The organism is Deltaproteobacteria bacterium (assembly GCA_016930875.1).
Taxonomy (GTDB): Bacteria; Desulfobacterota; Desulfobacteria; order Desulfobacterales.
In genome coordinates this window covers 1-26,607 of record JAFGFW010000067.1, presented here as the reverse complement: position 1 = coordinate 26,607, position 26,607 = coordinate 1, and the positions used below count along the sequence as shown (strand labels likewise).

24 protein-coding genes are annotated in these 26,607 nt (G+C 49.6%); 12 read left to right on the top strand and 12 right to left on the bottom strand.

From position 1 onward, the window contains the following. Positions 1-405 precede the first annotated feature (405 nt). Together JW883_06825 and JW883_06820 are read left to right on the top strand one after the other, a co-directional pair. Positions 406-1,944, top strand: a complete 1,539-nt coding sequence (locus tag JW883_06825; GenBank protein MBN1841980.1) for an ATP-binding protein — start codon at positions 406-408, stop codon at positions 1,942-1,944. A 940-nt stretch (positions 1,945-2,884) separates the two neighbouring features. Then, positions 2,885-3,388 carry a hypothetical protein gene (locus tag JW883_06820; protein ID MBN1841979.1) on the top strand — a complete coding sequence of 168 codons (504 nt, stop codon included), beginning with the start codon at positions 2,885-2,887 and terminating at the stop codon, positions 3,386-3,388. Positions 3,389-3,624: 236 nt separating this feature from the next. On the opposite strand, the gene JW883_06815 is transcribed toward JW883_06820, so the two are convergent. The 3 genes from JW883_06815 to JW883_06805 are packed head-to-tail and all read right to left on the bottom strand — an operon-like array spanning position 3,625 to position 6,064. Continuing rightward, positions 3,625-4,530, bottom strand: coding sequence for a hypothetical protein (locus JW883_06815; protein ID MBN1841978.1), 906 nt, complete (start codon positions 4,528-4,530; stop codon positions 3,625-3,627). Continuing rightward, positions 4,527-5,831 carry an ArsB/NhaD family transporter gene (locus JW883_06810; GenBank protein MBN1841977.1) on the bottom strand — a complete coding sequence of 435 codons (1,305 nt, stop codon included), beginning with the start codon at positions 5,829-5,831 and terminating at the stop codon, positions 4,527-4,529. The genes JW883_06815 and JW883_06810 overlap by 4 nt, the downstream gene beginning before the upstream one ends. A 5-nt stretch (positions 5,832-5,836) precedes the next feature. Continuing rightward, positions 5,837-6,064 carry a hypothetical protein gene (locus JW883_06805; protein ID MBN1841976.1) on the bottom strand — a complete coding sequence of 76 codons (228 nt, stop codon included), beginning with the start codon at positions 6,062-6,064 and terminating at the stop codon, positions 5,837-5,839. Positions 6,065-6,333: 269 nt separating this feature from the next. Between JW883_06805 and JW883_06800 the strand changes: the two genes are divergently transcribed. After that, positions 6,334-6,807 (top strand): hypothetical protein, encoded by a 474-nt coding sequence (locus tag JW883_06800; protein ID MBN1841975.1) that lies wholly within the window; start codon positions 6,334-6,336, stop codon positions 6,805-6,807. A 263-nt stretch (positions 6,808-7,070) separates the two neighbouring features. Here the strand turns inward: JW883_06800 and JW883_06795 are convergent, their stop codons facing one another. Beyond that, on the bottom strand, positions 7,071-8,066 hold the full coding sequence (locus JW883_06795) for an SAM-dependent methyltransferase (protein MBN1841974.1): 996 nt from the start codon (positions 8,064-8,066) through the stop codon (positions 7,071-7,073). Positions 8,067-8,522: 456 nt separating this feature from the next. Here JW883_06795 and JW883_06790 point away from each other — a divergent pair, with 456 nt between their 5' ends. The 6 genes from JW883_06790 to JW883_06765 all read left to right on the top strand — a co-directional run bounded on the left by JW883_06790 (position 8,523) and on the right by JW883_06765 (position 13,854). Continuing rightward, positions 8,523-9,260, top strand: coding sequence for a PHP domain-containing protein (locus JW883_06790; GenBank protein MBN1841973.1), 738 nt, complete (start codon positions 8,523-8,525; stop codon positions 9,258-9,260). Next, positions 9,260-9,955: a bifunctional precorrin-2 dehydrogenase/sirohydrochlorin ferrochelatase gene (locus tag JW883_06785; GenBank protein MBN1841972.1), complete on the top strand. Its 696-nt coding sequence runs from the start codon at positions 9,260-9,262 to the stop codon at positions 9,953-9,955. Before JW883_06790 ends, JW883_06785 begins: the two co-directional genes overlap by 1 nt. Further along, a complete protein-coding gene (gene ccsB, locus JW883_06780) occupies positions 9,952-10,740 on the top strand; it encodes a c-type cytochrome biogenesis protein CcsB (GenBank protein MBN1841971.1) in 789 nt (262 codons plus the stop codon). The genes JW883_06785 and ccsB overlap by 4 nt, the downstream gene beginning before the upstream one ends. A gap of 84 nt (positions 10,741-10,824) precedes the next feature. Further along, entirely contained in the window at positions 10,825-12,132 is a 1,308-nt protein-coding gene (locus JW883_06775; protein MBN1841970.1) for a glutamyl-tRNA reductase, read from the top strand. 116 nt (positions 12,133-12,248) lie between these two features. After that, entirely contained in the window at positions 12,249-13,136 is an 888-nt protein-coding gene (locus JW883_06770) for an ACP S-malonyltransferase (protein MBN1841969.1), read from the top strand. Positions 13,137-13,167: 31 nt separating this feature from the next. Continuing rightward, the gene (locus JW883_06765) at positions 13,168-13,854 is read left to right on the top strand and encodes a helix-turn-helix transcriptional regulator (GenBank protein MBN1841968.1); all 687 of its coding nucleotides are present in this window, start codon (positions 13,168-13,170) and stop codon (positions 13,852-13,854) included. Positions 13,855-13,858: 4 nt separating this feature from the next. On the opposite strand, the gene JW883_06760 is transcribed toward JW883_06765, so the two are convergent. After that, positions 13,859-14,482 carry an HAD-IA family hydrolase gene (locus JW883_06760; GenBank protein ID MBN1841967.1) on the bottom strand — a complete coding sequence of 208 codons (624 nt, stop codon included), beginning with the start codon at positions 14,480-14,482 and terminating at the stop codon, positions 13,859-13,861. Between the two features lie 299 nt (positions 14,483-14,781). Here JW883_06760 and JW883_06755 point away from each other — a divergent pair, with 299 nt between their 5' ends. The 3 genes from JW883_06755 (at position 14,782) to JW883_06745 (ending at position 18,320) form a co-directional block, all read left to right on the top strand. Beyond that, complete coding sequence (locus tag JW883_06755) at positions 14,782-15,135, top strand: LysR family transcriptional regulator (GenBank protein MBN1841966.1); 354 nt, start codon at positions 14,782-14,784, stop codon at positions 15,133-15,135. After that, positions 15,125-17,059 (top strand): molybdopterin biosynthesis protein, encoded by a 1,935-nt coding sequence (locus JW883_06750; GenBank protein ID MBN1841965.1) that lies wholly within the window; start codon positions 15,125-15,127, stop codon positions 17,057-17,059. The genes JW883_06755 and JW883_06750 overlap by 11 nt, the downstream gene beginning before the upstream one ends. A 148-nt stretch (positions 17,060-17,207) precedes the next feature. After that, the gene (locus JW883_06745) at positions 17,208-18,320 is read left to right on the top strand and encodes an acetoin utilization protein AcuC (GenBank protein ID MBN1841964.1); all 1,113 of its coding nucleotides are present in this window, start codon (positions 17,208-17,210) and stop codon (positions 18,318-18,320) included. 301 nt (positions 18,321-18,621) lie between these two features. Here JW883_06745 and JW883_06740 read toward each other — a convergent pair whose 3' ends face one another. From JW883_06740 to JW883_06710, 7 genes are all read right to left on the bottom strand, one after another. Continuing rightward, positions 18,622-19,572, bottom strand: coding sequence for a hypothetical protein (locus JW883_06740; GenBank protein MBN1841963.1), 951 nt, complete (start codon positions 19,570-19,572; stop codon positions 18,622-18,624). 712 nt (positions 19,573-20,284) lie between these two features. Then, entirely contained in the window at positions 20,285-21,490 is a 1,206-nt protein-coding gene (locus tag JW883_06735; GenBank protein ID MBN1841962.1) for an FAD-dependent oxidoreductase, read from the bottom strand. A gap of 12 nt (positions 21,491-21,502) precedes the next feature. Next, positions 21,503-21,640, bottom strand: coding sequence for a hypothetical protein (locus tag JW883_06730; protein MBN1841961.1), 138 nt, complete (start codon positions 21,638-21,640; stop codon positions 21,503-21,505). 217 nt (positions 21,641-21,857) lie between these two features. After that, positions 21,858-23,432, bottom strand: a complete 1,575-nt coding sequence (locus JW883_06725; GenBank protein ID MBN1841960.1) for an NAD(P)H-hydrate dehydratase — start codon at positions 23,430-23,432, stop codon at positions 21,858-21,860. 180 nt (positions 23,433-23,612) lie between these two features. Beyond that, positions 23,613-24,275, bottom strand: a complete 663-nt coding sequence (locus JW883_06720; GenBank protein ID MBN1841959.1) for a zinc-ribbon domain-containing protein — start codon at positions 24,273-24,275, stop codon at positions 23,613-23,615. Between the two features lie 9 nt (positions 24,276-24,284). Then, positions 24,285-25,463: a PilT/PilU family type 4a pilus ATPase gene (locus JW883_06715; GenBank protein MBN1841958.1), complete on the bottom strand. Its 1,179-nt coding sequence runs from the start codon at positions 25,461-25,463 to the stop codon at positions 24,285-24,287. Between the two features lie 51 nt (positions 25,464-25,514). Beyond that, entirely contained in the window at positions 25,515-26,597 is a 1,083-nt protein-coding gene (locus JW883_06710) for a type IV pilus twitching motility protein PilT (GenBank protein ID MBN1841957.1), read from the bottom strand. Between the last annotated feature and the right edge of the window lie 10 nt (positions 26,598-26,607).

Below are 26,607 nucleotides of genomic sequence, written 5' to 3'. Positions count from 1 at the left end.
GACGTCATCTAACCATTTGCTATCAATAGAAAATCAAATTTTGTTACGTATACCTGCAATGAGGCTGGGTTTTTGAAAGTTCCCATTCCTTTTCGGTTTCCTTTTGAAACCATCACGAATGACAGCCCGCTGTGACGCGACTCTGACGCGGCAGGCTCGCGCTAGATGCTTTGGGACGAGCTTTGGGACGAGCTTTGGGGACGTCTATGATTTTATGCTTTAGGTTGGCCGAAGAAGAAGATAATGAAGAGGTATGCCAAGAATAGCAAGGATAGACGCACCTGGGGCTTTCCATCATATCATCATTCCTTGAATTGCTGCCATTCATACCTTTCTCCTTGACAGGGTCGCTTGTTGTAATACAGATTGTGTTCATAACAAAACCGATTTAGGGAGGCGCGAATCATGTCAGAAGAGGCATCCTATCTCAGGATCACAGTCGACAAAAGCCATATTATCAACATCGGGGAACGACTTTACGAACAAAGCATTGAACTGATCAGGGAGTTGGTCAACAATGCTTACGATGCAGACGCAACACGGGTGGATGTGACTGTTGCAGAGAAGGAGATTGTCGTCGCAGATAATGGCGAGGGGATGGACATGGAGGGGCTCAAGCAGTACTTCAATGTCGGATCCGGCGAAAAGCTTGTAAATCCCCTGTCTCCAAGATTCAAACGAGACAGAATCGGCCAGTTCGGCATCGGCAAGTTCGCAAGTCTGGCCGCTGCCTCCCGCTTTGAGATCACCACGCAGAAAAAAGATTTCAGGGCCAGAGTCGTATTCGACAAGGCGCGCTGGATTGAAAAGGGTGACTCATGGAGCATTCCCCTCACTATCCTGGACAGGGATTCCAAAAGAGGCGATGGGACTACCGTTCGCCTTGTGGAGCTTAGGAGAGCCTTTAGGCCGGAGGACGTGACCCAAAGAATCGCCGAAGGCGTGCCCATACGCGCCAGGGACTTCTCTGTATACGTAAACGGATACAGGGTGACCCCCAGAACAATGACAGGCAACCGCATTCCCGTCATGCATGGCAACGAATTCGGCATTATTCATGGGGAGATCGTGATCCTTCCCGCTTATCGTGCCTCCAAGGATGACATGGGCATCGAGATTAAGGTGAAGGGAGTGACTGTTCGCAGAGAGCTATTCGAGATGGCTTCTTGGGGAAAAGCAGCAACACGCATTAGAGGCGAGATAAACGCCGATTTTCTCCCTTTGACGAGCGATCGATCCGGGTTCATAGAAGATTCTCCGCAATACAAATCATTCCTCAAGGCCATGGATAAAACCATGGCAGAGGTTCGCAGAGCTTTCAAGCTGCTGGCCTCCCAGAGCGAAAATCGAAAGGTTAACCGCGCACTCAAGGAAGCTTTGGAGCGCGTACACCAGGCTCTAATCCTAAACCCGGAGTTTTCCCCATTCGGCGTTGTTCCCTTAGCCGAAGAAGGAATGCGAGGCGCGGGGGAAACAGGTGTCGAGACGCCTGTCAAGGAAAAACAGCCCGACGGGATCGAGGTGGAAGACATAGAGGAGGAAAACACATCGCAGCCGGATGAGACGGATTCCGCATCAGAGGCCGGCGACGAGAAACCCAAGAAGGAGAGCAAGCCTTCTCTTAGGATCGCCACGCCCAACGCGGTGGTGAAAAGGCTCAAGTTTGGCGACGCCGGAGTGACCTGCTGTCTGGATCACCTGGGAGAAGACGGGCCGGAATGCATGACCGAGGGCACTATCGTCTATATCAATCGGGACCACCCTTTATACAGGCGGGAAGCCAGGAAAAAGGAGGCTCACATTCTAAATGTCGCTCGTCTCATTACCCAGGAAATATCACTGATGAAAGACCCTGAAAACCCCCGTGAGGCCTACAACCGTCAATCCAAATTGCTCCGTGACGCCTTCAAAGAGGATGATCATAAAAAAGGCGACGCCGGTTAGTCCCGAATCTTAAACGCCTTGGACTTCAATTGCCAATATTTCAGCACAGTCCCCGCCTACCCTCCTTGTTTCGGCTGGTTATCACCCATGATTTCCCGCCGCTTTTGTTCGCCTTCGCCGGAATACCCTGCAGCGCACCGTCGCCCAAGCTGCCGACTTCGCCAGAGCGGCTGCGACGGCTGAAATGGCGCGTCGGCGACTTGCTGCAGGGATGAAAGATGAAAGGCAAGGCGAACTACGGCAAAATTCCGCTTTGATACCCCGCAGCTTGCTGCGGGGAGCTTCATTCTTCCTTGCCTTACGTTTTGCACGTCCTCACTCAGTTTTGCTCTGATTTTGACGTTACGGCAAGTGCCAAAGCTTTGTGCTTGAGTAAAGATCCGGGCCCAGAGGACCCGGCTTTGGTTATCCACAGAGGGGATTCAGTTTCTTGGAATTCCAATGGCTCTTGGAGTGATGGGGTTTTGAAAAAAACACCTGATCACGAATTGAGGCATTAAACAAGTTCTGTTCCCCAAAAAGGGCAGCCGCTTATTTGTTTTCCCAATACTCCAGTACTCCATCACTACAACATTCTGGTGCAACGTCTTTCCGGCAGAGCCTAATATCTCTGACCTGACCCAGAGGACCAGGTTTCTCATGTTAGAATGAAATCGGGCCATAAAATGTCTAACGTGTGGCGAAGTAACTGTTACTTTTGCCTGTCTAGGCCTATTTGCAACATCTTGTGTTCTCGACACCTTCGGTGAATGCCCATTGGTCTTCTTTCTGCTTCGATACTGTAACTTATATTGCCCAAAAAAGTGGAACTTGTTTTCTCATATCGGCCATGGGCTGTTTGCAGGGAAAGTCTAACTAATTGAAATCATGTAGTTTGGCTATTGGCATATTCTGTGCTAGTTAGAAAAGAAAATGCATTATCGGGAAGGAGGATCAGATTGTGAAAAACAGATGGTATTTATTTCTGGCGGTCCTGGCCGTCTTCATGCTTTGTCCGCCTGCTTTTTGCTGCACTATCCATTCCTCTAGTATCGGTGACCTTGTATGGAATGATCAAAATAAGAACGGTATCCAAGAGGATGGCGAACCCGGACTCGCTGATGTCAAGGTAAATCTGCTTGCTTCGAACTCTGCTCTGCTCACCAGTTATACCACCGACTCAAGTGGCTTTTTTGAATTCGATAGTCTATCACCAGGCGATTACTACCTACGGTTTGACTTGCCGAGTGGCTTTTCTTTTTCCCCAAGTGACCAGGGCAGTGATGATACCTTGGACAGTAATGTTATCAATGATGCAGGCTTAACCATAAAAATTTCCCTGTATCCCGGAGAGAACGACAAATGGGATGCAGGCGCGTATGCAGTACCCATCCCCGGCGCAGTGTGGCTTCTTGGTTCCGGCTTCCTCGGCCTCGTAGGACTTAGGAAGAAGTTGAAGAAATAACTTGCATTTTATTCTCGAATGGGAAGGCGGAGTTTAATGGCTTCGCCTCTTTCATGTCCATATGTGGTAGTCTTCTCCATAGCAAAAAGCAGTTCTGAGCTCCGATTGATATTCTCGGTCCTTCCGGTGTTCTCGGTTCCCCAATAAGATTTTATTACTGTTTTACCAACCTCCCCATTCTCGTTTTCTCAGAGATACTTGAGGCAATTGACTGCAATTTGCCTTCCCGTAAAAACTCATGTTTCGAATTCACACATGTATTTTGAAATATCCTTTTTGTCTATTTCCCCTTCTTCAGTGATAAGGTAATTTATCAGGTCAAGATCCACGATTTCGTGAGAATGTGCAATTTGTGTGTATTGAACACCATCATGGTATAATATTTCTCTCTTCTCAAAAATATTCTGATCGGTATGTTTCTCAGTTGAGATCTTCAAGGAATCCACGAATAAGTAAACCGGGAGTCTGTTAAGGTGAGCGATACTTGCGATGCTGGTGGTACCCATGGAACACAGGGCTTTATTATCCCTGGTTATACTGATTGCGCCCAGGAACAACTTGGTTGCCTTATCAACGAAATGTGACAGATTATATTCGGGTATCACAACATGTGCCACATCCTCTTTGTCCATATATTTGATAACCTGCTTTGTCTTGATAAAATCCTGTTTTAGAATGAGGATCCTAAAATCCTTGCCCAGCCTTTTTGCTTCCGAGAAAATTTTTAGTATGGGCGAACTAAATGAATGGATAATGATAAAATCTTCATTTTCAACGTAATGGACACCAAGATCAACTATTTTAATTGTACTTTGCTTCAACCGAAGCATTTGATCTCCGATGACTGCTATTGCAGCGTTTTTTATTGCATCAACAGTGTTCCTGTCAAAAATCTTCCGATTTTCAAACTCCCTCTCAGAAAGGACGATCAGATTAATCAAGGGGGCTATCCTCGGCTTACCGCTTTTGATCGCTTCAGCAAGGCCGGAAATCTGCTCACGGATATTCTCTTTTGAACACCTAAGCTCTTTCAATGACGCAATAAAAGACTCAAGAGCCATCAGAGTGGTTCGAGACGTACCGATAACATGCAGATGCTCCCTGAGAAGTCTGTATAATATTTCCAGATTGTTGTTACTCATAATGACGTCCAAAGATAAATCATAAGATATACCGAAGCTAACACAAGCGATATAAGAGTCACGGCAACGCTGGTTTTTATGAATTCAAGAAAAGTTATCTCATGTTTTAATTTTCTGGAAATGCCTACAGCTACGATATTGGCCGATGCGCCTATATACGTAAAATTTCCCCCGAGACAGGCGCCCAGCGCCAGCGCCCACCAGAGAATATTGTTCGGTATGGGGGTCGATTGAAGCATATGCTCAATAATCGGAATCATAGTGACGGTAAAGGGGATATTATCCATAAAACCCGACGCAATCCCGGACACCCAAAGCACCATAAGAACAATTATGTAAGGATTTTGCCCCACCTTCATGAAAACTTCTTTAGCGATCCATTCAATGACGCCGTGTTCCTCCAGAACACCCACAAGTATGAAGAGCCCTGCGAAGAATAATAATGTCCCCCACTCAACATCCTCAAGGACATGCTCAACATCAGCACGTGATATTATCAAGAGGAACATGGCAACTGACAATGCGACAACGCCTGGAGAGAGTTTCGTTATTGTTTGGGTTGTGAAAAGCAATATTGTCAGACCAAGACAGATAAGACATTTGATCATAAGCACCTTGTCAATCTGTCTATCCATGAATTCAAAACGGATTTTTTCAAGGAGCAGATGGAATGAAAACAATTTCATGAAATCCGTATTAATCGGCTTGAAGTTTTTTCTGTTTACGCCCCATATGAAAAGAAGTGCGGCCATAAATATAACGATTACGGGGAATGTCAGATTCACAATGAACTGGTTGAATGTAAGCCCAACCTTAGAGCCAATAATAATATTAGGAGGATCTCCTATGAGCGTTGCCGTGCCGCCAACATTTGAAATCAGCGCCTGGCTTATGACATACAGCTTGGGATCAAGCCCCATTCCTTTTGTGAGCTCAATGATGATAGGTATAGTAATCAGAACCGTTGTCACATTATCAAGAAATGCTGACATCGTCGCAGTCACAACTGAGAAGAAAAGTAGTATTTTTAAAGGACTTCCTCCAGTAAGTTCTGCAATTCTCACAGAAATGAGGGTAAATAACCCTGTGCTGCGCAACACGCTGACAATGATCATCATGCCCATAAGAAGCATGATTGTCTCAAAGTCGATAAATGAAACCGCACGATGCGCACTGACAATATGAAGCATTACAATTACTGCTACACCAAGGAGCGCTGCGACTGCCTTGTTTGTAAGCTCAAATGTAACCGCCATGTAAACGAGCAAAAAAACAATGATTGGTACTAGCGCGCCTTCCATACTAATCACCGTATGATTCGTTGTGCCAAGATTTTCTCAGCTATTGCCAGATCGTCCGGGGTATTAATGTTAAAAAAGGAAAGCGGGTCCGGATCTGCGGCTTTGAAAAGATCGCTCACGATCAACAGGTCCCATGACAGATATTGAAGCGGATCATTGGTCACCAGCAATACCTCTTGAAAAATGCCCTGAAACGTGCTGAAAAGGCGGTCCAGGATCCTCTCGTTTCCCACCGAAAGAAAGGCCTTGTTTTAACCTCCCATTCGGGTATTCAAACCACCCGACAATATAACCCCTGAGCAAAGATACCTCATGGCCCCTTCTAGACTCCTGACCTCAAAGCCGCACGTTATGCGGGAACATCCCGACGTTACAGACAAGAACTATCAGGCTTAGGCTCAAGGGGTCAAGTACAGATTGCTGTGGCGTTGCTCTTGACTAGAAAAGTACAACAAGGAGTTATTCAAATACAGTTCGACATCAACCCAACAGAAAGAAAGATATGACATCACGAATAACCATAATATTGTTAACCGTAGCTGTTCTGGTGTGCTTGGGTGCGGGAAGCCTGTGGGCTGATGAACCCTCCAGGGTTGCTATCATCCCTTTCAAGGTTAATGCCGATCGGGATCTCTGCTTTTTGCGAGACGGGATTGTGGATATGCTCACTACACGACTCTCGTGGGAGGGCAAAGTGATTGTCATTCAAAGGGAGACCACCGAAAACGCGATGAAAAAGGAAGCCGGTTCCATAAACGAAAAGGTTGCCTGCCAAATCGGGGCCGGTCTTGGGGCAGATTATGTCCTTTATGGCAGTTTGAGGATTTTTGGGCAGGGCGTGAGCGTTGATGCCAAGATGATAGATGTCCACGGCGTCAAACCATCTGTGACATTTTTTGATCAAAGCCACGGCATGGATATGGTAATATTAAATCAAATACATAAAAAATCCTCAGCGGGATATCAAGAAATGTAGATCCTCACTCAAAGAACCAGTTTCCCTGCCACATTGTTCTGTCATATCTTTACTCCCCGCATACCGAAAACCAGTTGTAAACTCCGTTTGATCAGTCCTGCTATTCTCCTCGGTTCCACAAAACCTCGGTGTGAGGCCGCCCGGCGATACCAGTCCCCAATCTGGTCTGGACATGTACAAAAAAAGCTTCTCGACAAACCCGGTGGAGGCGTTCTCAACATTCAACAGATGTGTCAGGTGTTGACACCACCGTTGTTGTTTGGTCAGAGTTTGCCTGTAATAATCCCTGAATCATTGGGGCCATGGAAAGGAAGGCGATAAATTTCCTTTACGCCGGCTCTGGCCAACATGTCTGTAATCTGTTTTTCAGAATAGGCCTGACCATCCGGCGTGCCCAAGAGCATGTTAAGTGAAAAAAGCGCAGGAAAAAGAGGACCGTCCATGGTGTTCTCTAAAACGAAATCGTGGACGATGATCATACCGCCCGGCTCAAGGGCTGAAATAACCTTTTCAATGATCCGTTGACACTCCTCAGGGCCTTCTCCGTGCAGAATATGAGAAAGCCAGGCTACGTCATAGGTGCCTTCAATGCTTTCTTCCAAATAATTGCCAGGCATGAAATCTATCCGGCCAGTAAAATCAAATTTTTCAATGATTTTTTCGGCAAAAGGTCTGGTATCAGGAAGGTCGTAGACCGTGGCTTTGAGCTGCGGATTGTTCAGGCAAAAATGGATCGCATAGGTGCCCGGTCCAGCGCCCAGGTCGAGCAGATGACGTCGATTGGAAAGATCTATTTCAGTTACCAGGCGAGGAGCCAGCATCATGGCCAGGTTGAACATCCCCATAAGGAAGCTCTCTCGCCATTCGTCGCTGCTGTAAGACGCTCTTGCCCTGACAGGCGTGCCGGCCTTAACGGCCTGATCCAGCCTGGACCATGAATCCACAAGATGATGATGGTGCATGATCATATGGCCAAGGTACCCGGGAGAGTCTTTTGAGAGGAAAGATCTGCTTTCCGGAGTGTTAGAGTATTTGTCACCTGCCTTTTCCAGAAGATTCATGGCCGCCAGGGCATCAAGAAGCCTTTTTACTCCTTTTTTATCTCCATTTAGCTTCTGCGCAATATTGCCGCTTGTGAGCTGTTCGTTTCCGATTGCACTAAACACATCGAGCTTGACTGCAGCATGAAGTGTGCAAGTCGCCCAGTACTGTCCGGATAATTGAAGTAGTTGACCCGGATTCCATTTCTCTCGGTTCATCAGCTCTGTTGTTTCCTTTCTCCTTTTATGTGTGGGCGTTAGAGAGCATGAAACATGTTATGCCAAGGGCATAAAAACATCAACAGCTCTTTTCAATTTGTGAAAGAGCAAGGGCTCAAAGACACCCCGAACATATCTGAGCAGAGCCCAAAACGCAGGTGGCTGGGACTACCTGGCCTGTTTCTTGCTTTTGTAACATGAAGATCAGCTCGATTTTTGTTTTGCCTAAACGGCATTATTTATATATCATGCCAATCATTAAGACCTTTTAGCATATACATTTAGTTCGTTATCAACGAAAGTCGTATTTTTTCTGACAGAAAATCAAAAGACAATCACGAAAGGACGTGATGCCTTCAAGTCGCAGCCGCAAAGCACGAAATGAAACCTCTTTATAGGTGTCAATGACCAAGGTGACATTTCCTTTTTTTGGTTCCGGCTTGTCTGGGCTAGGTGATGAAGTTATTAAAGACTGACTTACATATCCACACAAAAGAGGATCCTGAAGACCGTATCTCATACTCGGCCTTTGAGCTGATTGATCGCGCCTCGGCAAAAAGTTTTGACGCCCTTGCCATTACGAATCACCAAGAGCAGACTTATAGTCCAAGGCTTAAGTCTTATGCAGCCGAGCGTGGTATTGTGTTGATCCCCGGGGTTGAAGCCACCATCAGGGACAAGCACGTGCTGCTGCTCAATATGCCATTCAAAAATGGCCGCTTCAATAGCTTTGAGGACGTCCTAAAACATAAGGCCGCAAACAATTTGGTCATTGCTCCCCACCCCTTCTTTCCGAGTCCGACCTGCCTGAACGGACAACTCGAAGCCACCCCCCACTTGTTTGACGCAATTGAATACAGTCATTTCTACAATCACCGGATCAATTATAACAAGCCGGCGCTCCGGTTTGCCCGCAAGTACGGACTGCCTGTTGTGGGAAACTCAGATGCCCACATACCAGACCAATTTGGCTTGACTTATTCGCTGGTTGAGGCAAAAAAGGACCCTGATGACATTATCCGGGCCATAAAGGCCGGCCGGGTCAAGCCGGTTTCACGACCACTTCCATTAACGCAGTTAATAGGAATATTCATGCGCGTTGGCACAACAAAGCGTTTCACCTGGAAAAGGGCTCTGGAACTGTTGTGCACAGGCGCGGTATCTATTGGGGGCATCTTGGACGGGAGACTCTGATGCGCTATTACCCAGTGAACCTGGACGTCAGAAACAAAAGATGTCTTGTTGTGGGCGGGGGTGATGTAGGCGAGCGGAAGGTAAAAACCCTCCTCGAGTGCGGGGCCAAGGTTACGCTCATAAGCCCCGAAGCCACACAACATCTTAAATCGCTCGCCTCAAAGGGCCTGCTTGACCTGAAGCTTAGTCACTATGAGCCGTCTGGCCTGCACGGTATGTTTCTTGTCATAGGCGCCACGGACAACGAGGAAACAAACCTGAGGATCAGCCAGGATGCCGCAGACAGAAGGATCCTGTGTAACATTGCTGACCGTCCGGAGGCCTGTACCTTTGTCCTTCCGGCTATTGTTTGCCAAGGAGCTTTGGTTATTGCCATTTCTACCTCAAACAAAAGCCCGGCCCTGGCCAAGAGAATACGGCAAACCCTTCAAAAGGAATTCGGGCCTGAATATGCAACATTGTTGAACCTGATTGGGACCATCCGTCAAAGGCTTCTGGCCGAGGCAAAGAGCCCGGAGACCCATAAACTGCTGTTTGAACGGTTATTTGATGAGGGACTTTTGGAAATGATCCGCGAGGATCGTGCTCAGGATGTGGATACACTACTCAAGGACGTGCTAGGCAAAGGATACACCAGAAAAGAGTTGATGAAAACCGAATCCGATCCGGCTATTTTTCGAGAGGACGAGCCATGAGCCTTTTCTCTGCTTCGACAATGGCATGCTATATTGCAAGCTCCATCGGTTATCAGGGCTATATCCTTTTTCAAAAAAAATATGTGTACCGACTTGCAAATATCGTCCTTTTCATCGGATTCTTGTGTCACACAGGGGCCATTGCCCTGCAGTACTTCGAGGCCGGACATGTCCCGGTTCAGAACCTCCATGATGCACTATCAGCATTCGGATGGGCCGTTGCCGGTGTCTTTCTCATACTTCAAATCAAGTTTCATCTAATGGTTCTGGGAGCTCTTGTGGCGCCACTGGCCACGCTGTCCGTGGTGATCGCTGCCCTGCTGCCCAAGCCGCCTGTTGAACTTGCCCCACTCTTTGCAAGCTTGTGGCGGACGTTTCATATTGGGACCCTGGTTGTGGGAAATGCAGCCTTTGCCATCGCCTGCCTGGTCGGGATCCTCTACCTCATTCAGGAAAACACAATCAAAGACAAAAGGCGCGGATTTTTCTTTCGCAGGCTGCCATCCCTCAAACTCCTTGATTCCGTCGGCTATGCAAGTCTTATTGTGGGATTTCCCATGCTCACTTTTGGGATCATTACAGGCGTTATCTATGCCCAGATGGTCCGGGGTCGCTTCTGGAGTTGGGACCCCAAAGAGATCTTTGCAGGCATAACCTGGCTCGTATATGCGGCCTTGCTCCATGAGCGTCTGGCTGTTGGGTGGCGAGGAAGGCGAGCCGCCATTATGACAATTGTGGGATTTGTTATACTCATTTTTACGTTTTTTCTCTTCTTCTGGAGATAAATTTCTCACAGAGGGGTTATAACGCCAGTATGAAACTTCTCAATAAGCCAGGGCTGTTTTGGGGAATTTCTGGAGACTAGCTAAATGGCACTAAGAAGGCATATTGTCGCAATAGGCCTTAATCATAAAACAGCCCCCGTGGAGGTGCGGGAACGCTTGGCCTTTTCCAGTGAAGACACCGCACAAATTCTGGAGACCATGCACCAACACCACTGTGTGGACGAGATCGCCCTCTTTTCCACCTGCAACCGCGTGGAGTTTCTCCTGGCCACCCAAGATGCGCCCGAGGCCGTTGAGGCCCTAAAGGACTTCATAGCCGAATTCAAGGACACACCGCGTCATACCTTTGAACAAGCGCTTTATGTATACAACGGGGATGAAGCCGTGCGCCACATCTTTCGTGTGGCTTCAAGCCTCGATTCCATGGTCGTTGGCGAACCGCAGATCCTTGGGCAGATCAAGGACTCCTACGCGGATGCGTGTAATTACGGGACCTGCGGTGTGATTCTGAATCGCCTCATGCACAAGTCATTTTCGGTGGCAAAGCGGGTGCGCACGGAAACAGGTATTGGAGACCACGCCGTATCCATTAGCTATGCGGCTGTAGAGTTGGGTCGTAAGATCTTTGGCGAACTTGAAGGAAAAGCCGTCTTGCTCCTTGGCGCAGGCGAAATGGCGGAACTGGCCGTCGAGCACCTGGTCAATAATCGGGCCAGGCCCATCTTTGTGGCCAACCGGACGTTTGAGCGAGGGCTTGAACTTGCCGAGAGATTCAGGGGAACGGCCATCCGATTCGAAGAGATTCGCAACTATCTCAAAGAGGTGGACATCGTTATCAGTTCAACCGGGGCTCGCCAATATGTCCTGGTCCGGAATGATTTTAAGGGGCTCATGCGCGCCCGCAGAAACCGGCCCCTTTTTTTTATTGACATTGCCGTGCCACGGGATATAGACCCCGAGATCAACCGGATCAATAATGTATATGTTTACGATATTGATGATCTGAAAAGCGCCATTCAGGAAAACATAGAGGAGCGTCAGCAGGAGGCGCTCAGAGGGGAGCGGATTGTAGATGCCGCTGTCGTTCAGTTTCGGAGATGGTTCCGAGCCCTCGATGTGGTGCCCACCATTGTCGGCCTCAGAGATAAGATGGAGGAGATCCGCCAAAAAGAACTGAAAAAAACACTTAGCTGTCTCCATTCAGTATCCGAGAAGGACAGGGCTGCCATTGACCGGTTGACCACAGCCCTTGTCAATAAGATCTTGCACGACCCCACTGTCTTCTTAAAACAAGACGGGCACAAGGACATGAAATCCCTTCGTGTGGACATCACACGCAGGCTCTTCAACCTCGATGAGTCGGATGAAAAGGAGCCGGAACCGGAGGCGTGAAGCGATATGACGAAACAAGTAGGACCTACAACCAGTGACCAGTGGCTAATAGGATTTATGCCTTGAAGAAAAAACTAGCTTTTCTTTTTCCCGGACAGGGCTCCCAGGTGGTTGGGATGGGCCTTGACATGTATCAGGAATATGATTTCGTCCGTGAGATCTTCGACATGGTGGACGAAGTGACAAAGAGCCACATATCAAGGCTCTGTTTTAAGGGTCCCATGGAAGACCTCACCATGACCGTGAACCTTCAGCCGGCAGTTACAGCAGTGAACATGGCTTGCCTGGCTGCGCTCGAAAAGGAAGGGATCGAGCCTGATCTGACCGCAGGCCACAGCCTTGGAGAGTACAGCGCTCTTAGGGCCGCTGGAGTAACTAGCGGTGAAGACACGTGCAAGCTGGTCTTTAAGAGGGGCCACCTAATGCATCGCGAGGCGACCAAACACAAGGGGGCCATGCATGCCATAGTAAAACTTGATATCGATACGGTGCGTCAAATTGTTGACGAGGCGCAGGAAAAGGGAATCGTGGCCGTTGCCAATCACAACACGGCACAGCAGATCGTCATCACCGGAGCGCCCGATGCCGTGGAATACGCGTCCGAGCTGGCTGCGGCCCACGGAGGAAAAGGGATTCCTCTGAAAGTAAGCGGGGCATGGCACAGCGAGTTGATACGCGGAGCTGAGGAAGATTTCAATGCCTTCATAGGAAAGATGCCATTTGACGTTCCCAACACGCCGGTACTGTTCAATGTAACGGCAGATTACGAATCAGATCCTGATGGGATCAAGGAAATCATGTCTAGCCAGCTTTGCAGCCCTGTTCGATGGTACGAGTCAATGTGCAAAATGCAAGATGAGAACATCGAAATTTTCGTTGAGGTTGGGCCGAAAAAGGTATTAAGCGGGCTCCTTCGCAAAATCGTTCCGGATACTTACCCGCATGAGGTGTACAACGTAGACGGCATGAAGGGATTAGAGAGCTTTCTCAAGGCTGTGACTTAGAAGTAAAATCTTTCATTCCTGGAGCACTCTTATGACAAATGGAAAAAAGCCGGCAGACGCCTACAGGGATTTCTTGGAAGACATAGGTGATTTTTCTTCTGAGACAACCGAAGAAGTAAAGCCTTTAGAAAAAGGCACTAAAGAGGAAGATCAACCTGCTTCAGTTGGCCAGCGGGTGCGCATGGTTCGCAATGAAAAAGGCATGACCACTGAAGATGTGGGGCAGCGGACAGGCTTAAGCACGAAATATCTGGAACGAATTGAGGCAGACGAGCTTTCCCCTCCGTTGGGTGTATTGATTAAGATTGGCAAGGCCCTTGACATGAAGCTGGGCCGGTTTATCTCAACTGGCGAAGTGAAGCCCTTCACCGTGGTCCGAAAGGATGAACGACAAATCATTTCCCGCTATACTTCCGCCCAGGGGGATCAATATGGCTACACCTATGAATCCCTGGCGCCGGACAAGAAAGATCGCCACATGGAACCCTTTATGGTGACCCTTGTGCCGTCCAAGGCAAAAAAAGAGCTCTCTGAACATGAAGGACAGGAGTTCATCTATGTCCTGCAAGGGGCCATGGAGGTCATCCTGGAAGATTACACGGACGTGCTTAACCCTGGTGACAGCATATACTACGATTCCACCATTCCCCACCTAGTCCGGTGTCACGGGGACAAGGAAACCGTCATCCTGGCAGTGCTCTATATTAAGAACGGGTGAGTTCTCAATCTCTTCTTCCCAGCAAGACCTCAATATCTTTGAAGTGTTCAGCATAATAGGCAGCTAAAAGATCCCTGTTCTTGTAAGCCACAAGAGGGATTCCCGCCGCCTTTGCGGCCAATTCGTCAATTTCCGAATCCCCGATATAAATGGCCTCGTGCGTGGACAGACCGAAATGGCTCAAAACCTTGAGGAGAGACTCAGGATCAGGCTTGGGGCGCTTGACGTCAAGACTTGATACGACCAGATCAAAATATTCCTCCAGCCCATGCTGCACCAAAACCTGATTCATGGTGTCTGACCGATTCGTGGCGATAGCTGTCTTATACGTGGGTCGCAGGCACTCCAGAAAGGATTTCAGGTAGGGCTCCATCTGCATCCTGGAAATAAACGGCAGATAAGTGAGCTCTTGTCTGTAGGCCATGGCCTGTTCCAACCTGGGATCATCGCTGAAAAGGTAGGCTATGGATCGACTCGCCGTGTTCATATGAACATACCTGGCCTGCTCTGTGTCCATCATGGCCTTTCCGAAGTGGGCGAGTATATGATTATAGTACGCCTCATTAGCTTCCTTTGAGTCAAACATCACTCCATCACAATCAAAAATGACGACCTTGAGATCTTCCATTAATCGCTTTTTCGTATGCATGTTCTAGAAAAATCTCCTGGCAAGTTGTGAAAGGTTCTGGTAAATGTTCACTGATCCGAAAATAGTAAGATCGCTGTTCTCCTGTCAATGCCTGAATGTACTAGCGTCCATCCAGAAATGAGGATTTTTGTTCAAAATCAAGGCATGCGAAAAAAAATAACCGCAGGCATATGTGTGATATTCCGAGGATTATTTTTTGAGCATAACGCAGAGATTGGGCAAAAAGACCATTTCTGGATGGACACAAACTAATAGCCAACTAAAGTCTGGGAGGTACCATGAAGGTTCGAACAAAAATCTGGATCGATGATGATCATGACAATGTCATCTTCGGAAGTGGCAGGGTACGCATGCTTGAGACTGTTGATCGCCTGGGTTCCATGAATATGGCAGCCAAAGAGTTGAAGATGTCTTATCGTGCCCTGTGGGGACGGATCAAATCGACTGAAGAGCGCATAGGGTCAAGAATCCTGGCCACAAAGCCGGGCGGTGGCAAGGGGCGGGGCTCCGTCCTGACTCCCACTGGTAGAAAGCTCCTCGAAAACTACAAACAATTGAACGAGAGCATTATCAAGATCAGTGACAACGAATTTAATAAGATTTTCGGAGACGGACGCACCCATGGGAAGTAAAAGAAATATCTACCTCCAAATGAAATCGATTGAGGAGGCCAGACGACTCTTTTTTAATCGTATCTCTTTTGACGAACAACTGCAAAGAGAGACGATTCCTGTTCAAGAGTCAAGTGGCCGTATTACAGCAGATCCGGTCTTTGCAAAATTTTCCGCACCCAGTTTTCATGCGGCAGCCATGGATGGCATAGCGGTCCGCGCAGAGACGACATTTGGAACTACTGTTGATCGACCCAAAGAGCTTCGTATCGGAGAAGACGCTTTTTTTGTCAATACGGGCCATGCCATGCCGGAAGGCACAGACGCGGTCATTATGATAGAACACGTATTGACCGTGGATGAGATGACGGTTCAGATTGAATCAAGCGCCTATCCCTGGCAATACGTGCGAAAAGTCGGAGAAGACATCGTTGCCACAGAGCTCATGCTCCCCCAGAATCACCTGATTACGCCATACGAGATCGGGGCTCTTCTAAACGGAGGGATTTTCAAGTTGGCGGTCAAACAGAAACCGCAAGTACTCATTATTCCTACCGGATCGGAATTGATAGCCCCTCAGGATCTTGGCACCGAGAACCTTGCTCCAGGCCGGGTTATTGAGAGCAATTCCGCCGTCCTGGGGGCCCTGATTGACGAGTGCGGCGGCAAGCGCCTTATTCACCCCATAGTGCCTGACGTCTTTGATGAAATCCTTGACTCTGTGCGCAGGGCCGTTAAGAGCGATGCCCAGGTCGTCATTATAAGCGCGGGATCTTCGGCGGGTTCTGAGGATTACACGGCAGGCGTTATTCGCGAACTTGGAGAAGTGCTTGTTCATGGCATCACTATGATGCCCGGGAAGCCGACTGTGCTGGGCATCATTAACAATAAGCCGGTCATAGGAAACCCAGGGTACACTGTCTCGGCTATTATGGCCTTCGAGAAATTCCTCCGGCCACTGATCTATCGAATGCTTGGCACCCGACAGCCGGAACGCCTTAAGGTAAAAGTCCGCACGGCTCGAAAGATGGCATCAAAACTCGGTCTTGACGAATTTGTGCGAGTAAAGCTCGGCAGGGTCGCAAACACCATCGTGGCTTCTGCTCTTCCGAGGGGCGCTGGTTCTGTGACGACTTTGACGGAGGCCGACGGGATTATTGAAATCCCGGGCCACGTGGAAGGAATACAGGCCGGCGAGATGGCAGAGGCTGAACTTTTAAAAGACTTGACAGAGATCGAGAACACGGTCGTGGTAGTGGGAAGTCATGACAATACTCTAGATGTTCTGGCGAACCAGATGAAGGTGCGTGACTGCCGTTTCGGCCTGTCCTCAAGTAACGTTGGAAGCCTCGGAGGGTTGATAACACTACGGAAAGGATATTGCCATACGGCAGGCTGCCACCTTCTTGATACGGAAACAGGCACTTATAATGTCTCTTATATCAAGCGTTACCTCCCTGACCTGCGAGTCAAGCTGATCAACCTGGTGTATCGCGACCAGGGCCTGATAGTGCCGCGAGGCAACCCAAAGGGAATAACGGGAATGGAGGACCTGACCAGAGACGATATCACCTTTGTCAATAGACAGGCAGGATCAGGGACCCGTATTCTGCTGGACTATCGGCTCGAATCTCTTAACATCAACCCCGGGACGATCACAGGGTACAAACAGGAGGAATTCACCCACATGTCTGTGGCCGTGGCCGTCCTGAGCGGCGTGGCAGACGCAGGGTTGGGCATATATGCAGCTGCCAGGGCCTTAAACCTCGACTTCATCCCTGTGGTGACAGAAGAGTATGACCTGGTTATCCCGGAGGCGTTTTTTGAAGATGAAAAGATCCGGCTGATGCTAGAGGTCATACGATCAGAGGCCTTCAAAGGACTTGTGGACCAAATGGGGGGATATGATACTTCCAAGACAGGCACAGTGATCGCGACTCTTTGAATATGGCGCAGGCGTTCACAGGTTCAAGGTTACCTTTCTTTCGTTGACCCGCCTACGGCGGGATGAAACCACGAATCAACGGTTTAGATTTTTTGTAAATCCTGAACCCTTGAACCTCTAAACCCGTGAAAGGTTGCAATATGGCCCTATGAAAACAGCATTTCTCTACACCGAAAGATATTTTGACTATAACTACGGGACCAGTCATCCCCTTAAGATTGAACGCCTTCAGCTAACGTATGACCTTTGCAGGGCCTATGATCTTTTTCAGCTTCCCGATGGGGAGCTGGTTGAAACCAGGGCTGCCTCTGAGTCCCAGATACTCCGTTTTCACACACGCGAGTATGTAGAGGTTTTGAAACAAGCGGATCGTGGTGAAATCAGCAGCGATTTTGCGCACGGCATGGGCCCAGGAGACAATCCCATTTTTCCCGGTCTCTGGGAATGGTCCCGGCTTCATGCGGGCGGTTCCCTTCAGTGTGCTCAACTCGTGTCAGAGGCAACGGTGCGCATTGCCTTTAACATAGCCGGGGGACTCCATCATGCCGGCGCCAGCCGGGCTTCGGGTTTCTGCTATGTCAATGACCCGGTCCTGGCCATCTATCACTTTGTAGATCAGGAAAAACGGGTAATGTATCTCGATATAGACGCCCACCACGGCGACGGCGTGCAGTGGGCATTCTATGAAGATCCCAGGGTGCTCACGATCTCTTTTCATCAGGACGGGCGAACCCTTTTTCCGGGCACAGGTCGACTCAACGAAATAGGTCAAGGCAAAGGCATGGGTTACTCCGTAAATGTTCCTATGCTTCCCGGCACGGACGATCAAGTATTCCTGGAAGGCTTCAACTCGGTGGTCCCCAGGCTGATGGAAGAATTCAAACCGGATGTGGTGGTCTCTCAGCTCGGCGTAGACACATTCAGGGACGACCCTCTGGCGGCCCTAGAACTCACAAACCACGGATTCGGCAAGGTCATCGCCTACCTGGCCGAGCAGGCCCCTGCCTGGGTCGCCTTAGGGGGAGGGGGCTACAACCTGTCTAACGTGGCCCGGGCCTGGACTCTGGCATGGGCCATAATGAATGGGCTCGACCTGCCTGATGATATCCCGGAGGCTGTGGCAGGGTCTCTGTCCACATCTCAAGAGACAAAACTCAGAGACCCTGAGCACAGGAGCTCGCGGGCCCAGCAGTGCAGCCAACAAATGGAGACCTGTGTGAAGTATTTGGAAAAGCATGTCTTTCCAAAAATCGCATCGTGAGCTGTTTGTGAACATCCGCGCCCAAAGGACATGAATTTCTGAACCGGTGGGTCGGCTTAGGGCTCGCGCAAGAATAAATTCGCAGAGTTGGCGCTCAGATTTGGTTCAGCTTTGGCCGATCCGACTGAGCAAACCAGCAGGAATAGCGAGCTATTTCGAGGAATTTGTCCGCCTCCGGCGGAAGGCATCGGTCAAAAATGGGCTGAAGTCGCAGATCCGCCGCTGAAAGTCCGCCATGAGTCTGGTGGATCAGTCTGGCGGGCTGAGATGCCAAAATGTGAAGTTATTTTTACGCGAGCCCTTAGAATTCTTGCTGAGACAGCACCGATTGAATCGTGTCTTTGTCCGGGACGTCTTGATCCCATGTGTGCAGCACGTGCTGGTCGCGCACCAACATGTAACGGGGGATGTCGCCGCTGCCGACCAAGCGCCAAAAAACATTTTCACTGATCTGGCCAACCGGAAACATTGGTTGAAATTCTTCAACGAATACCAGGCGCTCCGATTCATCGTTTGGGCAAACGGCGATGACGTTCTCGAGATCAGTTTCCTCGGCCAATATGTTTAGCTGCGGCACGGCCTCCTGACAGTGTAGACAGTCAGTGCCCATGAGGATAATGAGGTATGTCCCGTAGTTCAAATCGATGTAGTCCAAACCCTGAATATGCACGTCCCACAGTTTGACCGGCCCGGTCTTCGAGTCGGATCCGAAGATCCCTGAAGTGGAAAAGCCAAAAATCACCGGTAGGGCCAATCCCACCAGACAAACGGTGGTGACAGCCCAGGCCTTGCCACCGGTCTGAGCCACCTGAGCATGCCCATGACTGACCCAGGCCAGCACTGCTGCGGCTAGGAGGACGAGGTTCCCGAGCGCCGCCTCTCCCGGTGTGTGCTTCAGCCAAGCGCCGAAACACCCACAATCTTGTGTGGCATCAGTAAACCAGGCAAAAGCAGTTGCCCCCACAAAAATCAGCAATAGGATTGCCGTCAACAAGAGCACTAATTTCGGGCGATAATAGACCAACAATCCCACCCCGAGCGCGAATTCCAGGGCAATCAAAACCCACGCGCTAAAAACCACAACGTGGCGACTGGACATAATGCCGTACGCCGTGATCTGCCTGATAAACAGCTCCATATCAATTGCTTTCAACAAGACGGCCGTCAGCAAAATCAAGCCCAATGCCGCAGCCAGCACGCGAGGTATCGATAAAGGCCAGCCACGAGGCTTGTGCAGTCCTTGCTTTGACATAATCTCATTTTTAGACATGTGGTCTACTTCGGCTCAGGCCGTTTCTTCAGATCAAAAGCCAGTTGAAAGAACAAGATCAGGAAATTGTTATGAAATATACAACAATTCGGATCGAGGTGCAACAAACAAAGCTGATCTGAATGAATAGTAAAGAATGTGGAGGAGTTGTTAGGGTTTTCACTGAAGGGCGGGCATCTTCTGCCGCAGGAACGGGCTTTCCCGGTGAAGGCCCCCGTTTGATCCGCCTCAACAACTATCGTCTTCGAGACACGTACTGTTCTCGAGGCGTCAGCCGCAAATCCGAATATCGAACCTCGAAATGGTTCGACTGGCCCTCGACACCCTTAGAAGCCATCCCGACATCCTGTCGGCTCAACAGTTCAGGCAGCAGGTCGGCTTTCTCAACGTCAGCGTGATTGGAAAACACCTAGAGCAAAGAGGCACGAAGGCTTTTTCTTCCAGTTTATTCGCCTTCGCCGGAATACCCTGCAGCGCACCGTCGCCCAAGCTGCCGACTTCGCCAGAGCGGCTGCGACGGCTGAAATGACGCGTCGGCGACTTGCTGCAGAAATGACACGCGGCGCAAGCGCCTGCGCTGCGCGAAGGCAAGGCGAACCGCGCCAAAGCTCGTCAGAGCCAAGGCGGGTTTTTGGCTACGGCGAAATTCCGCTTTGATACCCCGCAGCTTGCTGCGGGGAGCTTCATTCAGAACTTATAATTTCTGTAGGCACTGCTCAGCAGCAATCGCAATCGGTTCAAGGCTCGGCTCAGAGGAACAATCTGGGTGGCCTGCACACATGAATGTCGTCAAATCAGTAATCGTCTTTCCACCGAAAATCAGGGCACTTAGCGTATCGATTTCCTTTGCGGGAGCTTGGCTGTCGCTTAGGATTTGTCCGCCGATCAACCTTTGGGTGTCCTTCTGAAAAACAAGCTTGACGGTCCAGGGCTTGGTCCCTTGGATCATACCGTGCTTGCTCCTCGAATCGACGGTGGCACTGACGGTCTCAAGCCCCTCAACATCCTGTGCCTGTGCTTCAGTCAGGCCCGTTGCTGCAACGGTCTTGTCGAATAGCTTCACCGCCGAGGCGTTTAACACGCCCGGAAATTCGATCCCATATCCGGCCAGTCTCTTGGCCGCAAGGCGTCCCTGTATGACAGCAGGCCCACGGAGTTGGCCCGGAGCCGCTTTCTTTGTGACAAAGTGTTCCTTGTCCACACAATCTCCTGCTGCAAGGATATCAGGATTTGAGGTCTCCAAGAACCTGTTTACCTTGATGCCAAATCTGCCTATTTCCAGTCCGATATCCTTTGCCAATTCCAGATTTGCCCTGGCGCCTACGGAGACTACGACCATGTCCGCGTCAACCCTTTCGCCGGTGGCAAGCTCCACCCCTGAAACGCTGCCGTCTTGGCCCAGGATCTTCATCACCTCGTGGGCCATTTTCATTTCAAGGCCTTTTTCAACAAGATATTCTTCTAGCCTAACCGCCAGCTCGGTGTCCAACATGAACGGCAAGGCGTGGGCCCGACGTCCAATCAGCGTTATGTCATAATAGTCCGGCCTGGAGGCTGAAAGAAGCGTAGCCATCTCAAGACTGATAAAACCCGCTCCTATGAATACCAGTTTCTTGACCTTTCTATCTTCCAGGAAACCCCTTATCTTTTCTGCGTCCGGTACCGCCCTGAGGGTAAATACTCCGTGGAGATCACGTCCTTCAATCACAGGCACCACCTGGCTTGCCCCTACTGCCAGGAGCATTTTGTCATAGGGGATCTCACGACCATCCGATAGTGTCACCATCTTTTTATTCGTATCCACCTGGGTTGCCCGGGCTTTGATCAGGTTGATCCCCGCATTGGCAAACATCTGGTCGGGGTTTGTCATAGAATCTGCCGTGGCCAGACCGGCCACCACATGCGGGAGAGCTCATCTCACAATAAATCGCTCTTCCTCGCTAACAATGGTCACATCTACGCCTGGCATTAGCTTCCTGCTAAGCATAGCAGCAGGCCCTCCCGTCCCACCACGGCCGATAATAACCAATTTTTCACCTTTTTCCATCATTGTCCTCCTTCCTGTGGCTCGAGAATGGACATCGGCATCTTCTGGTCCCGTGCTTTCTTATTATAAACATATACTCATAACAAACCGAAAAATACACTTTCCACGAATATTGTCAAGAGGTTTCAATCTCTGCGGTCATGGATAGATTCAACACTTTCATATTAAAGCAGTCCCGATATCTATGCCAACCGCACAGCTTCAAAGGTTTTGTGCGATTTCATATGATCCGCGCTCCTGAATAGCGGTCTCTAAAAGTGTCATCAAGGCCTTCTCGATCCATCTTAACCGCAAGCGGCAGATAATCGAGAATGTCTTGGGCTGTTATCCCATCTTCACCTTTGTCCCGAGCTGCCAAATCCCCTGAAAATCCATGAACGAAAACCCCCTTTCTGACGGCATCTTCCACAGATAGCCCCAGACCGAACATTGCGGCAATTGCCCCCGTCAGGACATCGCCCGACCCTGCTGTTGCCATCCCGGAGTTCCCGCTCAAGTTGATAAAAACCCTTTCATCAGGATATCCTATGAGCGAATGGGCGCCTTTTAAGACAATCATGGAATTCAATTCCCTGGCAGTCCGTTGCAGGACATCGATTCTGTTGGCATCTATTTCCTGGACCTTCATTTTCGTGATTCTGGACATCTCCCCCAGATGAGGCGTAAGAATTGTCTCTGCCTCCCTTTTCTTTATGATTTGCAAATCCTCACATAGCGCCGTAATGCCGTCACCGTCCACAAGCAAAGGTTTATTGATTTCTCTGGCCAATTGCCTGACCAGTTGTTGGGTTTCCTCCTCCAGAGATAAGCCAGGACCCAAAACAACCATATCCATTTTGTCTGACAGTTCCAGTAATGAGCCCTTATTTTCAAGTGAGATGCTCCCTGATCCTGTTTCTTTCTGAGGAACAAAGACTATCTCGCTTCCCTTATTTGCAATAAAAGGCGACATGGATTCTGGCGCAGCTAGCCGGGAATAGCCGCCCCCTGCTTTCAAGAAAGATAGCGCCGCAAAAAACGGGGCCCCGAAGTAGCTTGAAGCGCCGGCTATGAATAGGACTTCGCCAAAATCTCCCTTGTGCCCATCTTTATCCCTGGGGGGGATATGGACCGTATGGTTGATCTCCACTTTCATGGAATCCGTGTCATACATGGACGGGGGAAAAGATATGTGTGTGACGTACAATCTTCCGCACAGGTCACATCCTGGAAAAAGCATATTGCCCAGCTTGGCAAGACCAAAGGCTACGGTGTAATCGGCCCTTACGGCTATGCCCATTATCTTGCCGGTATCGCCATGGACACCAGATGGGATGTCTACGCTGAAGGTTGTTTTCCCGCTTTCATTTACCAGTTTGATCACATCACGATAGAGCCCCCCAACATCCCGTGTGAGACCTGTGCCAAAAATTGCGTCCACAATAGCGTCGCAATGGAAAACATCCGTCTTGATCGATTCCGTGGATTCAATCTGCCGCACTTCAACCGGCAGCCGACATGCGATGTCGAGGTTGACTTTTGCCGCGCCTTTAAACCTGTTCTTGTCGCCCAGGATGAAAACCTTAACCGATCCTCCGTTTGAGTGGATTTTTCTCGCAACAACAAAGCCGTCCCCACCGTTGTTGCCGACACCGCAGAAAACAACAAACTTCTTGTCTCTTATGCCTAATTCCTTCAACAGAGTGAAGTAAACCGCCCCGCCGGCGTTTTCCATCAAAAGCTCATCAATGATGCCGAATTTTTCAATGGCAGTCCTATCCAGCGCCCTCATCTCGGATACCCTGCTGATCTTCATCTCTTACCTCCAGAAAAGTCACAAAGCATTGCAATTGAAACCGACCAAAAAAATACGGGGTCTGCAGCCAGCAGACTAACTGTTTTGCTTCCTTGTTGTCCAACCATTTTTCTAATATTCTAACTTTTGTCGTTTGTTACAAGGCAGAAAAGGCGAGATTTGAGGCAGGGAGGTTGATCGTCACACACGACCCGATTTCTTGAGGGATTCCTTGAAGACCTCGTAGAATGCTTCATGCTCTCGGAGGGCCCCTTTGAGGATGTTCTCTACGTCATCTATGTCTTGCGAGCTTACTATGAGGTTTACACTTTTGTTGAAGGCCGACATATTGTCCATGGTTCTGAAACCTTTGCCAAGAAGGACAACGAACATGTTCCGACGCACGCTTATTGGAATATGTGCCAAATATTGAAGCACATGGTTCGATTTCGTGCCGGCAGCATCAAAAGTTATATTTAGAACGACCAGATCATATGTATGAAACCGCATGTATTTCAATGCATTCCGAGCTGATGCTGCTTCTACCACGTGGTAGTTCAAGCGCTCCAGGACTGTGCGCAACTTCTGTTTTGCTTCCAGGTCGTGCTCGCAAACCAGGGCAGTCTCCATCCCCTCTTCAATATAATCAAAGGGCCTTTCAATGGCATCATAGTCCCCGGAATCCACCTCATTCATCATGGCTTCCAGGCTGCTCGTTTGCCTAGTCCTCACCGCATCGGACCGGGTATCAATCTCCATCTGGCTCTCACATTTTGGGCACTTAATGGAAACCATGCGTCCTGGAGGCAGCTTTTCATCTGAAATCCTGAATTTCGCCTTGCAACTCTGACAAATGATTTCCATATCTAAAGATCAGACCCTTGCTCCACGTCCGGGACGGTAATCCATATCGACTTCCAGGTCCTCGATATCCGTGGTTTTCTCCCCTCGCGTACTCTTAACAGCGTCGATTCCCCGCCCCACTACTGGTTTACGGGATGCGTAACCCATGGCTGTCTCCTCAGTTATAAGCCCCTTTTCGTAAAGTCCGATAATGGATTTGTCAAAGGTGATCATCCCAAAGGGCTCGCCAACCTCTATCATCTCATAGAAGGTCTTCCCTTCTGACTCGCCGTGCAGGATGGCCTCCTTTACCCTGAGGTTTGTCCCCATGACCTCAAAGGCAGCCACGCGGCCACCGCCCATCTTGGGAAGCAGCCTCTGCGAAATGATCCAGCGCAGGCTATCAGCCAATCGGATACGGATTTGATTCTCCTCTTCTGTTTTGAACATACCGAGCATACGGTTTATAGTCTGACCTGCATCCACTGTGTGAAGGGTCGTCAGGACCAGATGGCCGGTCTCGGCTGCGTTCAACCCAATCTCCACGCTTTCCCGGTCACGCATCTCACCCACCATGATCACCTTGGGGGCCTGGCGGAGAGCGGCGCGGAGTCCATTGGCAAAAGTGTCAAAGTTGGTGCCCATCTCCCGTTGGTTGAAGGTGGCCTTTTTGTGGGGGTGTTCATATTCGATGGGATCCTCCAATGTCACTATGTGAACCGACTTCTTTTCGTTGATTTCATTTAGCAAGGCTGCAAGCGAAGTCGTCTTGCCCATCCCAGTGGCCCCTGTCGCCAGTATAAGACCGTTCTTTTCTTCGGCCATCTTGAAAAAAGCCTTGGGAAGGCCGAGTTCCTTGCACGTCGGAATCTTGGCCTCTAGTTTTCTCAACACGGTGGAATAATTGCTTTTCTGAGAAAAGATATCGACCCTGAAGCGTGCCTTGCCGGGAAGTTGGTATGACAGGTCACAGGAGCCCTGTTTCAGAAGGGTTTCAGTTAAACGCCGATCCCGGTTCAAAATGTTCAGGGCAAATACTTCTGCCTGGAAAGGGGTCAGCTCCTTGAAAGGGGCCTCCAAATCCACAGGACAAAGCAAGCCTTCACTTTCCACCTGAAATGGTTTTCCCACGGTTATGTTCAGATCCGACACATTACTGTGAGAATCAAGCATTCTGGTGATAATGTGATCTATTTCGTGTTTCCTCATGTTACTGAATCGCTCCGCGATTCTATACAGCTTTGAGATTCCACTAGCTCATTAGGCTTCGGTAAAATCCGATGGGGGAGCCTTTAGCAGGGGGCGGAATTGCTTCTTGTCATTGGCTTTGGCATAGGCCTCATCAGCGCTGATCCATCCCCTCTTATAAAGGTCCATAATGGCATCATCCAAGAGTTGCATGCCGTATTTTTTCCCGGTTTGTATCATAGAGGGAATTTGATGTGTCTTACGTTCTCGCACAAGGTTGCGCACCGCAGGGGTGGCGAGCAGGATTTCCAGGGCCACGCACCGTCCCTTCTTATCAATGCGCTTGAATAGGACCTGGGCCAGCACGGCCCGCAACCCATCTGCCAGAGTCGACCGGATTTGATCCTGCTGGTTGGCAGGAAAGACCTCAACTATTCGGGCTACAGTGCTCACGGCGCTGGTCGTGTGCAAGGTAGCGAAGACAAGATGGCCGGTGGAGGCGGCCTCAACAGCAAGAGAGATCGTCTCAAGATCTCTCATCTCACCCACGAGGATAATGTCCGGATCTTCACGAAGGGCCCCTCGAAGGGCCGCCGAAAAAGACTTGGTGTGTATGGCCACTTCCCGCTGGTTTACGATACACCCTTGACTGTCGTGCACGAATTCAATGGGGTCTTCAATGGTAATTATGTGACCCTTTCGAGCCCTATTCGCCTGGTCAATAATGGCTGCCAGGGTTGTTGACTTACCGCTTCCGGTCGGGCCCGTGACCAGCACCAAACCACGGGGAAGGGATGCAAGCTTCGATACCACAGCGGGCAACCCGAGCTGTTCCGCAGTCATGATCTCGTCGGGTATTTCGCGGAATACTGCCCCGACGCCGTTTCTCTGCATAAAGAAATTCGCCCTGTAGCGCGCAAGGCCGGAAATCTGGTAGCCAAAATCCATATCCCCGGTCTCTTCAAAGACTTTAATCTTGTCTTCGGGGGCGATTTCATAGAGCATGGCCCTGAGTTCATCGTTGTCGAGAACGGAATACTTCACTCGCTCCATATCACCGACGATTCGAAGCATTGGAGGTTGACCTGCAACCACGTGGAGGTCAGAGGCCCCTTGCTCATGCATCAATTTGAAAAATGCATCGATTTTCGCCATAAGATTCTTT

Coding starts and splice junctions, on each gene's coding strand:
- JW883_06825 (MBN1841980.1), top strand. CDS start 406: ATGTCAGAAGAGGCATCCTATCTCAGGATCACAGTCGACAAAAGCCAT.
- JW883_06815 (MBN1841978.1), bottom strand. CDS start 4,530: ATGAGTAACAACAATCTGGAAATATTATACAGACTTCTCAGGGAGCAT.
- JW883_06810 (MBN1841977.1), bottom strand. CDS start 5,831: ATGGAAGGCGCGCTAGTACCAATCATTGTTTTTTTGCTCGTTTACATG.
- JW883_06800 (MBN1841975.1), top strand. CDS start 6,334: ATGACATCACGAATAACCATAATATTGTTAACCGTAGCTGTTCTGGTG.
- JW883_06795 (MBN1841974.1), bottom strand. CDS start 8,066: ATGAACCGAGAGAAATGGAATCCGGGTCAACTACTTCAATTATCCGGA.
- JW883_06790 (MBN1841973.1), top strand. CDS start 8,523: ATGAAGTTATTAAAGACTGACTTACATATCCACACAAAAGAGGATCCT.
- JW883_06785 (MBN1841972.1), top strand. CDS start 9,260: ATGCGCTATTACCCAGTGAACCTGGACGTCAGAAACAAAAGATGTCTT.
- ccsB (MBN1841971.1), top strand. CDS start 9,952: ATGAGCCTTTTCTCTGCTTCGACAATGGCATGCTATATTGCAAGCTCC.
- JW883_06775 (MBN1841970.1), top strand. CDS start 10,825: ATGGCACTAAGAAGGCATATTGTCGCAATAGGCCTTAATCATAAAACA.
- JW883_06770 (MBN1841969.1), top strand. CDS start 12,249: ATGGGCCTTGACATGTATCAGGAATATGATTTCGTCCGTGAGATCTTC.
- JW883_06765 (MBN1841968.1), top strand. CDS start 13,168: ATGACAAATGGAAAAAAGCCGGCAGACGCCTACAGGGATTTCTTGGAA.
- JW883_06760 (MBN1841967.1), bottom strand. CDS start 14,482: ATGGAAGATCTCAAGGTCGTCATTTTTGATTGTGATGGAGTGATGTTT.
- JW883_06755 (MBN1841966.1), top strand. CDS start 14,782: ATGAAGGTTCGAACAAAAATCTGGATCGATGATGATCATGACAATGTC.
- JW883_06750 (MBN1841965.1), top strand. CDS start 15,125: ATGGGAAGTAAAAGAAATATCTACCTCCAAATGAAATCGATTGAGGAG.
- JW883_06745 (MBN1841964.1), top strand. CDS start 17,208: ATGAAAACAGCATTTCTCTACACCGAAAGATATTTTGACTATAACTAC.
- JW883_06740 (MBN1841963.1), bottom strand. CDS start 19,572: ATGTCAAAGCAAGGACTGCACAAGCCTCGTGGCTGGCCTTTATCGATA.
- JW883_06730 (MBN1841961.1), bottom strand. CDS start 21,640: ATGATGGAAAAAGGTGAAAAATTGGTTATTATCGGCCGTGGTGGGACG.
- JW883_06725 (MBN1841960.1), bottom strand. CDS start 23,432: ATGAAGATCAGCAGGGTATCCGAGATGAGGGCGCTGGATAGGACTGCC.
- JW883_06720 (MBN1841959.1), bottom strand. CDS start 24,275: ATGGAAATCATTTGTCAGAGTTGCAAGGCGAAATTCAGGATTTCAGAT.
- JW883_06715 (MBN1841958.1), bottom strand. CDS start 25,463: ATGAGGAAACACGAAATAGATCACATTATCACCAGAATGCTTGATTCT.
- JW883_06710 (MBN1841957.1), bottom strand. CDS start 26,597: ATGGCGAAAATCGATGCATTTTTCAAATTGATGCATGAGCAAGGGGCC.